This window comes from Pseudomonas hygromyciniae (assembly GCF_016925675.1).
In the GTDB taxonomy this organism is placed as follows: domain Bacteria; phylum Pseudomonadota; class Gammaproteobacteria; order Pseudomonadales; family Pseudomonadaceae; genus Aquipseudomonas; species Aquipseudomonas hygromyciniae.
The window spans coordinates 5,423,769-5,436,977 of the sequence record NZ_CP070506.1 but is presented as its reverse complement, the minus strand read 5'-3'; the positions used below and the strand labels follow the sequence as shown (position 1 = coordinate 5,436,977).

17 protein-coding genes and 1 pseudogene are annotated in these 13,209 nt (G+C 55.3%); 9 read left to right on the top strand and 9 right to left on the bottom strand.

The genetic code is table 11. The annotated features are described in order from the left end of the window. Nucleotides 1-50 precede the first annotated feature (50 nt). A complete protein-coding gene (gene tnpB / locus JTY93_RS29460) occupies nucleotides 51-386 on the bottom strand; it encodes an IS66 family insertion sequence element accessory protein TnpB (protein ID WP_009684097.1) in 336 nt (111 codons plus the stop codon). Continuing rightward, nucleotides 383-715, bottom strand: a complete 333-nt coding sequence (gene tnpA / locus JTY93_RS30195; protein WP_083376067.1) for an IS66-like element accessory protein TnpA — start codon at nucleotides 713-715, stop codon at nucleotides 383-385. The genes tnpB and tnpA overlap by 4 nt, the downstream gene beginning before the upstream one ends. A 689-nt stretch (nucleotides 716-1,404) precedes the next feature. On the opposite strand from tnpA, the gene JTY93_RS24520 reads away from it, so the two are divergent. The 4 genes from JTY93_RS24520 to JTY93_RS24505 are packed head-to-tail and all read left to right on the top strand — an operon-like array spanning nucleotide 1,405 to nucleotide 4,038. Then, nucleotides 1,405-1,704: a metal-sensing transcriptional repressor gene (locus JTY93_RS24520; protein ID WP_032894820.1), complete on the top strand. Its 300-nt coding sequence runs from the start codon at nucleotides 1,405-1,407 to the stop codon at nucleotides 1,702-1,704. Nucleotides 1,705-1,711: 7 nt separating this feature from the next. Further along, nucleotides 1,712-2,848, top strand: a complete 1,137-nt coding sequence (locus tag JTY93_RS24515) for a nickel/cobalt efflux protein RcnA (protein ID WP_158879135.1) — start codon at nucleotides 1,712-1,714, stop codon at nucleotides 2,846-2,848. Between the two features lie 12 nt (nucleotides 2,849-2,860). Further along, nucleotides 2,861-3,298, top strand: a complete 438-nt coding sequence (locus JTY93_RS24510) for a YqaA family protein (protein WP_158832388.1) — start codon at nucleotides 2,861-2,863, stop codon at nucleotides 3,296-3,298. Continuing rightward, nucleotides 3,295-4,038: a TraX family protein gene (locus JTY93_RS24505; protein ID WP_158879136.1), complete on the top strand. Its 744-nt coding sequence runs from the start codon at nucleotides 3,295-3,297 to the stop codon at nucleotides 4,036-4,038. The genes JTY93_RS24510 and JTY93_RS24505 overlap by 4 nt, the downstream gene beginning before the upstream one ends. A gap of 40 nt (nucleotides 4,039-4,078) precedes the next feature. On the opposite strand, the gene JTY93_RS24500 is transcribed toward JTY93_RS24505, so the two are convergent. After that, nucleotides 4,079-5,389, bottom strand: coding sequence for an MFS transporter (locus JTY93_RS24500; protein ID WP_158879137.1), 1,311 nt, complete (start codon nucleotides 5,387-5,389; stop codon nucleotides 4,079-4,081). A 254-nt stretch (nucleotides 5,390-5,643) separates the two neighbouring features. On the opposite strand from JTY93_RS24500, the gene JTY93_RS24495 reads away from it, so the two are divergent. Then, on the top strand, nucleotides 5,644-5,796 hold the full coding sequence (locus JTY93_RS24495; protein ID WP_223656464.1) for a YHYH domain-containing protein: 153 nt from the start codon (nucleotides 5,644-5,646) through the stop codon (nucleotides 5,794-5,796). A 96-nt stretch (nucleotides 5,797-5,892) separates the two neighbouring features. Here JTY93_RS24495 and chrA read toward each other — a convergent pair whose 3' ends face one another. The 4 genes from chrA to JTY93_RS24475 all read right to left on the bottom strand — a co-directional run bounded on the left by chrA (nucleotide 5,893) and on the right by JTY93_RS24475 (nucleotide 9,003). After that, nucleotides 5,893-7,251, bottom strand: a complete 1,359-nt coding sequence (gene chrA / locus JTY93_RS24490) for a chromate efflux transporter (RefSeq protein WP_032894815.1) — start codon at nucleotides 7,249-7,251, stop codon at nucleotides 5,893-5,895. Then, the gene (locus JTY93_RS24485; protein WP_032894813.1) at nucleotides 7,244-8,188 is read right to left on the bottom strand and encodes a chromate resistance protein ChrB domain-containing protein; all 945 of its coding nucleotides are present in this window, start codon (nucleotides 8,186-8,188) and stop codon (nucleotides 7,244-7,246) included. Before JTY93_RS24485 ends, chrA begins: the two co-directional genes overlap by 8 nt. A 132-nt stretch (nucleotides 8,189-8,320) precedes the next feature. After that, complete coding sequence (locus JTY93_RS24480) at nucleotides 8,321-8,797, bottom strand: hypothetical protein (protein WP_032894812.1); 477 nt, start codon at nucleotides 8,795-8,797, stop codon at nucleotides 8,321-8,323. Beyond that, a complete protein-coding gene (locus JTY93_RS24475) occupies nucleotides 8,794-9,003 on the bottom strand; it encodes a hypothetical protein (protein WP_032894810.1) in 210 nt (69 codons plus the stop codon). Before JTY93_RS24475 ends, JTY93_RS24480 begins: the two co-directional genes overlap by 4 nt. A 188-nt stretch (nucleotides 9,004-9,191) precedes the next feature. On the opposite strand from JTY93_RS24475, the gene JTY93_RS24470 reads away from it, so the two are divergent. Then, on the top strand, nucleotides 9,192-9,440 hold the full coding sequence (locus tag JTY93_RS24470) for a CsbD family protein (RefSeq protein WP_032894809.1): 249 nt from the start codon (nucleotides 9,192-9,194) through the stop codon (nucleotides 9,438-9,440). Nucleotides 9,441-9,734: 294 nt separating this feature from the next. Here the strand turns inward: JTY93_RS24470 and JTY93_RS24465 are convergent. Both JTY93_RS24465 and JTY93_RS24460 read right to left on the bottom strand, forming a co-directional pair. Next, nucleotides 9,735-10,343, bottom strand: a pseudogene (locus JTY93_RS24465) (histidine phosphatase family protein); the annotation flags it as partial. Nucleotides 10,344-10,494: 151 nt separating this feature from the next. After that, nucleotides 10,495-10,962 carry a transcriptional regulator gene (locus JTY93_RS24460; protein WP_032894808.1) on the bottom strand — a complete coding sequence of 156 codons (468 nt, stop codon included), beginning with the start codon at nucleotides 10,960-10,962 and terminating at the stop codon, nucleotides 10,495-10,497. Between the two features lie 303 nt (nucleotides 10,963-11,265). Between JTY93_RS24460 and JTY93_RS24455 the strand changes: the two genes are divergently transcribed. From JTY93_RS24455 to JTY93_RS29455, 3 genes are all read left to right on the top strand, one after another. Further along, nucleotides 11,266-11,820 carry a hypothetical protein gene (locus tag JTY93_RS24455; protein WP_032894807.1) on the top strand — a complete coding sequence of 185 codons (555 nt, stop codon included), beginning with the start codon at nucleotides 11,266-11,268 and terminating at the stop codon, nucleotides 11,818-11,820. A 219-nt stretch (nucleotides 11,821-12,039) separates the two neighbouring features. Beyond that, nucleotides 12,040-12,447, top strand: a complete 408-nt coding sequence (locus tag JTY93_RS24450) for a hypothetical protein (protein WP_096143044.1) — start codon at nucleotides 12,040-12,042, stop codon at nucleotides 12,445-12,447. An 18-nt stretch (nucleotides 12,448-12,465) separates the two neighbouring features. Then, nucleotides 12,466-12,672 carry a hypothetical protein gene (locus JTY93_RS29455; protein WP_096143045.1) on the top strand — a complete coding sequence of 69 codons (207 nt, stop codon included), beginning with the start codon at nucleotides 12,466-12,468 and terminating at the stop codon, nucleotides 12,670-12,672. Nucleotides 12,673-13,209: the final 537 nt, after the last annotated feature.

Below are 13,209 nucleotides of genomic sequence, written 5' to 3'. Positions count from 1 at the left end.
TGTCAGAGCAGGTCGTCAACAGCGATAAACCGATGGGCTAATGGCAGGGGCTAAAGCACTGTGATCGCGCTGCCTGCGCCGACCCGCTGCCACGGCAAACCCAGTACCAAGGCTTGAAGTTGCTCGTTATCGAGTTCGACTTCCGATCCGTGACGGATGCCGGGCCAATGAAACTTGCCTTGGTTCAATCGTCGCGCTGCCAGCCAAATGCCCACACCGTCATGCACCAAGACTTTCATTCGGTTGGCACGGCGATTAGCGAAGAGGTATGCGCAGTGCGGCTTCGCCACACCGAACACCGCGATCACCCTGGCCAGCGCGGTCTCGGTACCGGCGCGCATGTCCATAGGCTCGGTGGCAAGCCAGATGGCATCGATCCGAATCATACCAATAGGTCTCGCAGAAAGGTGGCACAGGCGACAGCGCTTTCGGTCGGCCAGTTCACTTTGACGGTGCCACGCGGGTGCTGGATTTCAATGCAGATACTCGATGAAGCTGCCTGCGAATGTCCTCCGGCTAGCGGCAAGGGCACTGGAATGAAAGCAGGTTGCAGCGCCATGGTTTTGTTCGTGAGTACCCTAATCCATTTATGGACGAGGTTCGCGTTAAGGCTGTGCTTCTGCGCGACGCTGGCAATCGATGCGCCGGGCTGGGCGCACTCTTGGACAACTTGGGCCTTGAAGGATTTTGAATAGGAACGGCGTTGTGACTGCATGGAAAGACCCGCTTAAAAGGCTAGAAATGGTGTCCACTTAAATTAGGTGGACACCATCGCCTTTGGCGTCGGGGTCAGGAAGGTGAGTTGGCCGGACGGTTACAAAACAACAGCAATACGGGGCGGTGCAAAGGCGCAGTAATCGCGCCGACGCCGCTCATCAAGTACGAATGCATATATCAATCCTATGTTGCAGAGATCGAAGGCCGTAGTGCGGCCAAGGTCAAGATGCGAACGAAGGACGGGGTGGACGCTCGATCAAGAATATCGGCGGCAGGGGAACAGAGTGTCGAAGCGCATCGACCCGGATGGATAGCATCGGGGATGTCGCCAGCATCAACGCCGCTGTGAGTTGCGGTGTTTCGTGCTGGTGATCAGGGGTCAATGGCGAATGGTAGTGATCTGAAAGACTCGAATAGCTTGATGAAGCCTCTTCGCCGTGGGAGTGATGGGCGTCTTGCGTGATCTCCCAGGCTGGCTGTTTCGACGCCACTGATAACGAATAGGTATGCCCGGCCCAAGCCACCAATATGGCGAGAGCAAGCGCGATTACCACCGTAGTTGTCAGTGTTCTGCTGAACATGGCGTTAGGGTTTCAACTCGGTTTATAGGGCTTTTACGCGTTTGACCGGATCCCCCTAGGGGGGATAGGATGCCAGCGTAATTCATTGAGGCCTGAGGCTCAAGTCATGAGTGAGCACGAACACGAACACAGCCATCCCCACACCCACCAAAGTCATGAGGCGATCATCAAACGTCTCAAACGGGCGGATGGGCATTTACGCGGCATCATCACCATGATCGAAGAGGGTCGTGAGTGCGTGGACATCGCCCAGCAGCTGCATGCGGTTGAAAAAGCAGTGTGCCAGGCCAAACGTACGCTCATCCAGGATCACATTGATCACTGCCTGGAGGACACCGTTTCGGCGCTAGGCAATGGCGAACGCGCACCACTGGAAGCTTTCAAGCAAATCACCAAGTACCTCTAGGTCTGTCATGCCCAATTTTGCTGAACTGCTGCAACAAGGCGGGGCTCACGCCTGGCTGTATTTCCCGAGCGCGATCCTGCTCGGCGCCTTGCATGGCCTGGAGCCGGGACATTCCAAAACCATGATGGCGGCCTTCATCGTGGCCATCCGTGGCTCGGTCAAACAGGCTGTTTTGTTAGGTTTGGCCGCGACGTTGTCGCATACCGCAGTGGTGTGGTTGGTCGCCATCGGCGGCATGTACCTGGGCAAAGGCCTGGATGCGCAAACCACTGAGCCGTACTTCCAGCTTGCCTCTTCTGCACTGATTATCGTGATTGCGCTATGGATGCTCTGGCGTACTTGGCGCGGCGAGCAGATGTTCAAGTTCGAGCAAGGTGATGATCATCACCACGGCGAGCACGACCATGGTCATCATGACGAGACCCATCGAATCGATACCGGCCATGGCCGCATCGAGCTGTCGATCTTCGAGGAAGGCATGCCACCGCACTGGCGCCTGAAGACACTGACCGGGCACGCTTGGGCTGCCTCAGATGTTCGCCTGATGACTACTCGTCCCGACGGTAGCAGCCAATCGTTCTCTTTCGTTGAGCGCGACGGCTTCCTGGAGTCGACGGTCGATATTCCGGAACCACATGAGTTCAGTGCTCGCTTGAGTCTTGGACATGCAGATCACTCCCATGATTACGATCTCCAGTATCAGGAACACGATCACGGGCATGCTCATTCCGAATTGGAAGGCTTAGAGTTGTCGAATGATGGCTACCAGGATGCGCATGAACGTGCGCATGCCAGCGATATCCGCAAGCGCTTCACCAATCGCGAGGTCACTACGGGCCAGATCGTTATGTTCGGCCTGACTGGCGGTCTGATTCCTTGTCCGGCAGCCATCACCGTTCTGTTGCTATGTCTTCAGGTTAAAGAAGTTGCGCTGGGAGGCATGCTTGTCCTGTGTTTCAGCATCGGATTGGCGCTCACCTTGGTCACTGTAGGTGCTGCGGCGGCAATTGGTGCTAAGCAGGCCTCCAACCGTTGGCCTTGGCTGGGCACCGTGGCTCGTCGTGCTCCGTACCTGTCCAGCGTGCTGATCATTTGTGTTGGTCTGTACGTGGGTTTCCATGGCTGGATCGGCCTGAACGCTTGAGGCAAGTCTTTCGTGCTTGAACTTACGAGCTACATTGGTCTGTTCGTGGCGGCATTCGGTGCCGCGACGTTATTGCCAATGCAGTCTGAAGCCGTGCTGGTCGGGATGTTGCTCTCCGACCGGTACGTCGTTTCTACGCTATTGGCGGTAGCCACTGTTGGCAATGTGCTTGGCTCCGCACTGAACTGGCTTCTGGGCCGTTCCGTTGAGCGATTCCGCCACAAGCGCTGGTTCCCCGTGAGCGAGAGCAAGTTAGAAAAAGCCCAGCAGTCCTATCTGCGCTACGGGCGCTGGTCACTGTTATTGAGCTGGGTGCCCATCATTGGCGACCCGCTGACAGTCGTCGCTGGAGTCATGCGCGAGCCGCTCTGGAGTTTCCTGTTGATTGTCACCCTGGCCAAGGGGATGCGTTATCTCGTGCTGACCGCCGTCACTTTGGGATGGACATGACGACTGCTCATACAAATCCGCCTTCTTCACTCAAGAGCCGAAACGCCAGCCTGGATCTGATCAAATGGCTGGCAATGCTCACCATGGTTATCGATCACTTACGATTGGTCTGGCCGGAAATGAGCAACCTGTTCATTCCAGGAAGGCTTTCATTCCCGCTGTTCTGTGTCGCCATTGCGGCAAACGTGGCACGCTCTAAACAGGGGGAATTGCTGACTACTGCGAACGTTCGATACCTTGCGTTGATGCTCTTGTTCGCCGTCATATCAGAAGTGCCTTACCGCTACATCAGCACCTCAGGATCATTCAATGTGTTGGTGACGCTGGCATTGGGGCTGGTGATTGCCTGGGGATGGCAACATCGCACCCTATTGAGCAGCGCTATGGCATTATTGGCCGCCGCGATTGCCTACGTGCTGGATGATCCACTTATGTACGGATTCTACGGTGCACTTGTTCCAGCGGCTGTCTTAATAGCAATCAAAGGCCCCGGTGTTCTTTGGCTGCTGCCAGCGGCTCTATGCCTGATGAGCAATACTCGAAGTAGCATCGTAACCAGGGCGCTGGACTTGGAAGTCTATTCAATGGTGGCGTTGAGCACCGCGTTCGCGGCGCCGCTGATAGGACTCTGGCTACTGCGTCAGACCTTCACCTTCAAGGTCTGGCCGGTGCGGCAATGGGGATATTGGTTCTATCCGGGCCACCTTGCCGCTTTGCAAGCGCTACGGTTGCTGGTCTGAATACCGGTCACCAGCTTTAGCAAGCCCTAGGAACTCACGATCATCTGTTGGGCCATCGGCGATGCTGATCATCGATCACGTATGGATGTTCGTGATCCACACCGTCCTGGCCGTCGATGTGTGCGTGATCGCCCGGCAGATTCTCATGGGTGTGTTTGATCGACTCCTGATCATGAGCTGGGCGCCAGATCACGATGCTGACCAGTAGTGCACTGCCTGCCACCACGGCGAGGCCAACAAACGACGCCGTGAGGCTGATGTTGGCTCCCAGCCATCCCGCCAGTGGATAAGTAATCAACCAGCAAGCATGGGACAGCGCAAATTGGGCGGCAAACAACGCCGGGCGATCTTCGGCATGTGCCGAGCGACGCAACAGGCGACCGCTCGGAGTCTGGGCCAGCGAATAGCCCACCCCGAGCACCATCCACAGCGGCAGCAGGAAGTTGTAGGTGGTCAGGTTGATGCCGACGGCCAAGCCTACGACCAGTATTCCTCCGCCAAACAACATGGCCGTTCGGTCTTTGATGTTTTTCAGCAGGCGAGGCAAGACCAGGGCCGAGATCATGGAACCACCACCAAACGCAGCCAGCGCCAATGCCGTTGAGCTTTGAGGCAGAGCGAAGCGCGACTGAACCATCACCACGGTATTGACGATGACCATGGCACTGGCAGCCGCTACCGTCAGGTTGAGAGCCAGCAGCCCTCGCAGGCGGGGCGTCGCTAGGAATATGCGCATGCCACGAGTAGTTCGTTCATAGATGCTGCGTCGTGGTACTTGCTTCGCCTTTGGCAACAACACCGTGGCGACTAGGGCGGCAGAAGCGAGGAAGCCGATGACCGTGCCGGCGAAAAGGCTGTGGAAGCTGATCACCGTCAGGAGCGCGGCAGCGAGCATCGGGCTCGCGACACTTTCGAGATCGTAAGCCAGACGCGATAGCGACAAGGCACGGGTGTAGTCGTCTTCATCCGGCAGGATGTCTGGAATGGTCGCTTGGAACGTTGGAGTGAACGCTGCCGATGCGGACTGAAGGACGAAAATCAGCACGTAGATTTGCCAAACCTCGGTCACAAACGGGAGAGCAAGCGCGACCAGCGCCCGCACCAGATCCAGCGAGACCAGCATGGCTCTGCGAGGCAGGCGCTCTGCAAAAGCCGCTGCAATGGGCGCTACGCCAATATAGGCCGTCATTTTTATAGCCAACGCCGTGCCGAGAACGGCACCTGCTTGGGCGCCTGCTAGATCGAACGCCAGTAAACCGAGCGCGACGGTGGCAAGGCCAGTCCCTAAGAGTGCAATCACCTGAGCCAGGAAAAGATGGCGATAGGTTCGGTTGGCTAGGATTTTCAGCATGAGAAATCTCAAAAGGAAGCGCGTACGACTATCTGGTTACTGAGATTTCCCGAAGATAAAAGAACTACGAGTTTCTCGTTTTCAGATGAATTCATATCCCCCCTAGGGGGATATGAATTCATCCTAAACCAGAGCCAGAAGTAGCTCAAGAAATAAGCATTCGACCTTTGATCGAGTCTCCGGAGAAGTAGCTTGCTCAGTGAAGGCACTTAGCCATACGCTGCCGGGCGTGAGACCTCTCACGGATATAAAATATGAGCAAGGAGCAAGCCCTGATGAAACTGTCCGCCATTTTGATCGCCGCTTTACTTTCGATTACGTCCGTTGCTGCCTTCGCACACAGCGGCGGTACTGATTCAAAAGGTTGCCATCGCAACCATAAAACCAACGACTACCACTGCCATTAAATGGCCAAAGCCCAGCGTCAGGCTGGGCTTTGGTGTGAGCTGGTCACTTCAGATCTCTGGGTGTCTGACGGACGCTGTTTAATCCGCTCGTGATCGCTAGCGCAACAGATGTACTGCCAGACCAGCGAGCGCACAGGCCATCAGTACCTGAATGACGCCGCGCTTGAAGCGGAACAATGCTATTGCGGCTGCGATGGCGATCAATGCAGAGGGCCAGTCGAGGTTACCGCTGAAGCCTTTCGGCCAAAGCACGTGATACCCGAAGAAGCACGCCAGATTGAGGATCACCCCAACTACGGCGGCGGTGATGGCGGTAAGCGGTGCAGTGAACTTGAGTTCGTTGTGGGTCGACTCAACCAGAGGGCCACCCGCAAGGATGAACAGGAACGAAGGTAAGAAGGTGAACCAGGTCACCAGGGCAGCTGCGACAGCTCCGGCCAGAAACACCTGATCAGCCCCGAACACTTGCGAGACATAGGCCCCGACGAAGCCGACGAAAGCCACCACCATGATCAGCGGCCCTGGCGTGGTTTCCCCCAGCGCAAGGCCGTCGATCATCTGTGTCGGGGTTAGCCAGCCATAGTGACCGACTGCGCCTTGATAGACATACGGCAGTACGGCATAAGCCCCGCCGAAGGTCAGCAATGCAGCTTTGGTAAAGAACCAGCTCATCTGGGTCAGGGTTCCTTCCCACCCAAAGAGCGCGGTCAAAACACCCATCGGCAAAGCCCATAGCACGGCACTAATCAGTGCGAGTGAGGCCAATTTCAACCAGCTGAACCGAGCATGTTCGGGGGACGGCGTGTCGTCATCGATTAAGGCCGGGCCGAAGGATTTTTTGGCGGCGCTATGGCCACCGGCTCTGAATTTTTCGGGTGCCATTCGCCCCCCGAAATAGCCAATCAACGCTGCCCCTAAGACGATCAGCGGGAACGGAACATTGAATGCAAAGATGGCGGCAAATGAAGCCGCTGCTATCGCCCACAGCCAATTATTCTTCAGTGCCCGAGAGCCGATTCTATGCGCCGCCTGCACCACGATGGCCGTCACGGCGGGCTTGATGCCGTAGAAAAGTCCGGCTACCACGGGTACTTCGCCGAACGCGATGTACATCCACGACAGCGCGATCAGGATGAATAGTGAGGGCAGTACAAACAGCGCGCCGGCGATCACGCCTCCCCACGTTCGATGCATCAGCCAACCAATGTAAGTCGCCAATTGCTGAGCCTCGGGCCCTGGCAACAACATGCAGTAATTGAGGGCATGTAGAAATCTGCGTTCTGAAATCCAGCGTCGCCGCTCCACCAACTCCTGATGCATGATCGAGATCTGGCCCGCAGGCCCGCCGAAGCTAATGAAACCGAGCTTCAACCAGAACCAGAACGCCTCACGCAGACTAATCTGTTCAGGCCTCAACGGATTCGCTTCAACCTCTGGTGCCATAACTTTACTCATTGGGTTGCTCCTCTTTCACAAACCCGGCGAGCAGGCCGTCGAAGATGGCGCTCGCGGCAGCCAGAAGTTGGTCGTCGTCGGAAATGGTCTCTCGCAGCCCAGCAAGCACCCGCTCAATCCCGGCAGCCTCCACCGGCTGAATACCGCCAACATCGAGGTAATGCACAAGGGCAGCAATGCGACCTAGACCTTGTATCTGGATTTGAAAACTGGCCTGTAGGGTTTCAAAGGTGACGCGGTTACCAACATGGCTGAAGGTTGCGTCATCAAAATCAAACCCCAAGGCGTTGACTGGGCAGTCCTGTGGAGTGTTCAGCCAGACGATCTGAGCTTGCGGGTCGATGAAGCGGCGGATCAACCAGGCACAGGCGAGCCGGTCGACCCAGGGACGTTTACGCGTTGCCCAGATACGGCCCTGATAATCGCTGAGATTGAGTACCGATATCGGTTGATTACTGCTGTGCGGCTCATCCGGCGACAGGGCTCTACTGACTGCCGTCTCTAACTCCTGTAGAGCCGCATCAATCTGGTGCTTTGGTTCACCTGGGAAGTAATCGATGCTCGCTATCTGATCGTAGGCTTTGCGCAGCTTGCGGATTTGTTTGGTCGTCGCCAGCGCATTTTCAGCATTCAACTGCTCACGGCAGCCTTCGATCTCTCCACCAAGTTTGGTGTAGTCATCCTTGCGGTCGAAAAACTCGATAAAGCGCTCACCGTTGGGATCAACTACAGGCAGGAGGTAGGCGGTGCCATTGATGGCCAATATGTCTCGTTCGACAGAAGTCAGAGCTTCGCGGCAAGCGCTGGTATCAGGGAGCAGGTAAACACCGTCACGGAGTACAGCGGCACCTGAAGCTTTCAAGGCACGCCAGGCTCGCATGCGCTCGGTGGCGTTGGCGGTGGGTAAGCCAAGGATCAATGCGAGCCAATTTTTCATGTAGGAATATCTACTCGATATGTAGTAATCGCTACGCTACTCCTTGCTGCAAGGCTTGGGAAGCGGTGCTCAACAAAAGCAGTTGTTCAGAGGGCATTCGGAAGAAGGAACAGACACGCAGACTTGCGGTGGTCATTGCGAGCGAAGCCAAGCTTCCATTTTTTGCAACCTTCCTCTACGTAAAAGCACCGGTTTCCCTAAATCCAACATCACCAACAATCCCTGCCTTTCGCATGTTGAAGGGAACCAATCAGCGATTTCGACGTTGCAGCGTTTGGCGTCACCTACCGCCCACTTAATAATCATGTCTGCTGCGGCACGGTAGTGATCCGCCATGAACAGCCTTTTGCCGTCTTCTGACCAGCCTCTCATCGCAAGCTCGTCGGTTACGTCGATGAGTCCAGCGTCTCCAAAGAAATCGGTCGTATCTGGATAATGAATACCTGCCAAGGACACCTTGGCCACGCCGGATTTTCGGTCGAAGTAAGACAGGAAATGCCATCCTCCCGTTGTACTACCTGGATCTGGAAAATTGATCGCAGCTTTGCCAGTGATGTAGTGCGTGCGGGAAACGCGTTTGAGATCAAAATCGAAAAGCGGCTGGTTCATGGGAGTGTTTTGAGCCGGGCCAGCCCCTGTTTGATATGACCAGCGTTCTCACCAATTGTGTAAAGCGCACCACGGACGTTGTCGCCGACTTCCGCATGTCCCTGGGCTTCCACCTGGAGGGTCAGCTCCATGAGCGCAGCCTCAAGGGCCAGCTGGTTTTGGTACATCCTTTCCAGTACATCTGATAGGGAATACTCACCCTGCATTTGGCTCACCTCCATGTTGGGAGCAACAGCATAGCAATAGGCTTAAACGTGTAGGCGCTTTTCCAAACTGGCCTACAGCTCATCACCATTGAACTAATCATCATGCGCATGTCCCTAATGTCGTGCTGATAGCCGCCCGATTAGCGCGGTTCGGAGCTCCCCACTCTCACGCAAAGGTTTGATGAATCATGAAGAGCGAACAAGTTGAAGGTGTAGCAGAAAAGCTGGCCGGCAAGGCGCAGAGCACGGTCGGGAAACTAATTGGTGATTCGAAGATGGAAGCTGAAGGTGCGGGACATCAAGCGGCTGGTCAGCTGACTAAAACCTATGGCGATACACTGAATAGCGTATCCACGTTCGTTAAAGAAAAACCAGTCGCCGCCCTCGCGATTGGTGCTGCAGCGTTGATCTTGATAAATCGCATTTTTCGTCGTTGAACGTGGAGGAGGTGTCTCCAGCCAGGTGACACCTCTCGCTAAAGTCCTGCCCTCTTCGCACTCCCGCTACAGTTTTCTGCCAGGAGAGTGCGAGGGTAATAAACCTGCAGCCTCTTTTGCCTCGAGTAGCCTTTGCTCAGCGTACATAGCCGGATCATCGTCTGGCAGCGGGTAGCCTGCAGCCGATAGGGCCTGGGCCCGCTCCTCAATCAGCACGCGCTCGGGAACGCGAAACGCTTGGTAGGATCTGCCTGGTACGCGTTGAGTTACGCCAACTCGCAACTCCTCAGGACTTACTCTCCAGCCGGCATCGTCTGGGTGCTTGGTAAGCTTGTAACCAGAGCAGTTAGGCACGTGGTGAGTGATCTCGTACTCTCGCCATACGGCCATAGCTTGACCGTCAATCTTCTGTGGCCTGCACTCAATCAGCCAAGCCACCGCATTGATGAGTTGCCCATGTGAAAACACGGCGATGTCCTGGGCAGGATGCTCTGCAAGTCTATCTAAGAAAGACTGACCTCTAGATATAAAGTCCAAGAATGACTCGGCGCCTTCACCATCCGTGAACGCTGGGTCTGACTTGGCCCAGTATCCCTCCACCCAAGCTCGTCTCTGGGCAACGGTCGTGTTGATACACCGTGCAGGTTCAAGGTAGGTGAACTCGTGAATGGGCCATATTTCAAACGGCACTGAAGGGAAAGCAGCCACTGTCTGCATTGCAGTTGCTTGCGCTCGGGAGAACGGCGAGGCAACGATCAGATCTGGGGCTTGAGCGAATGACCCTGCCACTTGGCGCGCTTGCTCGACCCCCTTTGGGGTAAGAGGGATGCTCGCGTGATCAAGGCTGGGTTGGCCTGCGTTGGCCGCGCTTTCTCCATGGCGGATCAGCCTGACGTGCTTCACCGACCAAATATCCCCACTATTTCAGCCATCCGAACCTGCTCTCTACGTTATGGGCAACACCACAAGTGCCTACCCTTGCCCAAGGATACACCGCAGCCATGAGCACGAAACACATCACGTAGAAAAAGAGGGGTCGCGATAACCTGGAGGTTTATGTATTCCAATATTTTTGGACTGTGCTTCTGGCAATGCCAAGCTTTTCAGCGATTGTTTTCCTGTCGAAACCTTGCGCTTTCAGGGCTCGAACGTAATCTGCATAAAGCGGCTGCTTAGGCTTTCCCTGGGAGCGCTTGATGAGCTTTCCATCACTGAATTGCTCCTCTACCAACTGCCACCCTCCGGACATCTCGAATTCCCTGATTCGCAAGGCAGTACGTTGCAGGGCTTGCGAAGGGAGCTCGTCACCCTGAGCCGCAATGGCGAGAGTAACCATAGTCAAAAGGTCGAGGCCTAGATAGTCAGCGATCTCGTCCAGTTTCTCCAACGTCGCGTTCGCTCGGGCCTGCTCAAGCTTCCCCACGTACGTTCTGTGCGTTGCCCCCGCCAACTCTTCGTAACTCAACCCCTGATGAGCACGAGCTCCACGCAATGCTCCTGCCAGCGCTTCTTTCAGATGCATGAGTCGGATCCTCAAAACTGAGGATAGAGCCACGGCAAGCGTGTTTCGATAAACAGATCATAGTGATATTATCGTGACATATGGTTTGCCAAGCAGTCGTTTGATCATAGCGGCGACGTCTGGATTGGTGATGGATTGGTCATCAGAGCAGCACCTAAGACACGGCCAGGGACGTCTCGATGGGAGACGCGCTCATCAAGTCCGGCGTTTATGGCCAGCGTGAGCCCGCCTGCAATAGTCACTGAGCGACGTCTTGGCAAGAACCAGATCCACTTTTTTGAGCGATGGCAGGGATAGTGAGTGATGAAGTTCGATTGCGTGAAAGTTTCAGGAAAAGTTGACTACGTTCGATCTGTTGATCGAATGAACGGCGGACATAAAGCTAAAGTCAGCATTGATGGTGCAGTTATCCCGAATTTGCAAGTATCGAATAAGCTTTACGAAGAGTTAGAAGTCGGCGAAAACGTAACTTTGTATGGACTTTTCAAAAGAAGTAATGACAAGGAAAAAAACACAGGCATCTTGTACGGCCTAGCGAAGCAAAACGGCGAGAAATCATTTGCAACCCAGTATAGATATCAAGTCCCGCTTTTCCTGACGGTCACTGCGACCATCGCATTTTGCTTAACTTTCGTCGCCGGCTGGATAGCTTCGATATTCCCAGTGCTTTTCTTGTTTGGAGAAAATTCGGATTATATGTATACCACTACGGTATTTGCAGTAATTGAGTCGAGCTTGGTTGCCGCATTTTTCCTGTGGAGGGCATGGGCGATGTTCAACGCTACATCTGATCCTGAAGCTTGGGAAACTACCGAAGCCGCAGCGCTATCGAGTCGCTTTAGTAAGCTCCACAAGTAATTGTCCTGTGCGTAGGGCACGCTAACACCCGCCCCGGCTTCAGGATCGCTGCGCCAGACTTTCCTTTGGCTGCGAGTATCGGGCAAGCGGAGCGCGCAGGCGTGTGGGATGGACGCCCGTAGGGACGAGACGTGGCTTGCCACGGCTCGGTTCACGCCAGCCATCCGCCGAAGGCGGCACGCCATAACCACCGCCCTGCTTTGTGAAAAGGAGGCTTAAATGACCTGCGATTTACTCCGCGAGCGTGAGAGAACTAGGCGAAGGTTTCTGTGGGCGCTTGCCACCTTCCACCCTGGTGATATCAGTGCATCCGGCCTCCTTGCGATCCTCGATGATCTCGATGACCAAGAGCAAAACGACGCCCCCTGTAGCGATCAGCCACTCGAACTCGTTGAGGTTCGTAATTCTGTCTCGGTAATGCGTCATAACTCTGGAATCGACATCATTTTGGAGCAGACTATCCCGCAGCCTTGGAGGGAGCGCTTCGTTCAGGCAAGCGTAGGCTCGACCAGGCTGGCAGAAGGGTTCTACGCCTGCGACTGGTATAAATTCCTGGATTGCTGGGAAACAGAGATGCAACACTTCGAGGCACACACAGCTGCCTGCAGTAAGCCCAAGCTGGATTGAAGCAGACGGAGACTAGACATGGAGCGAGGCGGCGATGACACCGTGTATTGCGATATCCAAATGCCTGTGGCTCAAGGGCGGGAGCTATTGGAATTAGTGAGTGCACTACGAGAATCGAAAGCTCATCCACGTCTCGACAGAGTCTTCGAGCACATGCAGTACGAACTCAGCACGTCCATCGATATCGTGGATAACCCGCCAACTTGGGGGCCTTGGCGTCAGTGATGACGCTTAGTGGAGCCATCAGAGCTCTGCATCCCATGCATCCATCGCCTCGCTCAAAGTCGAGTACCACTGAAGATCACCGAGCCGTAGGGCATTTGCAACTTGCCTGTTGGTATTGCCGTCGACCCAAGGCGGGAGACTCTCTTGGCCATTTGAGAAGAGACTAGCCGTCGCCACAGCGTAACAGCCGGTATTCGTAGACTGGAGGCACACATAGCGCACAGCAGCGCCACTATGGAGCCGACGCCAAGTCACCACTTCCCTACAGTCTAATGCGCTCACTGGAGCCTCTACGGCGGGACTCTCTTCCTGTTCCACCTGGACATGTACCGCTGCTTTGAATGGCCCGCCAGGCGCACCAGGTTTGTGGACGAGATGCTTGAGCTGCTCACGTGAGGCGATGATCTGGTCGCGAATCTCTTCCGGGTCGATAGACATTCCACCCCGGTCAGTAACCGAGAGGGTCTTCAAGGAGTTCGCCGCCAGGATGAACTCGCGTTCACGCGCCTTCTCCCGCTCGGGGCGTCGGTCGGGACT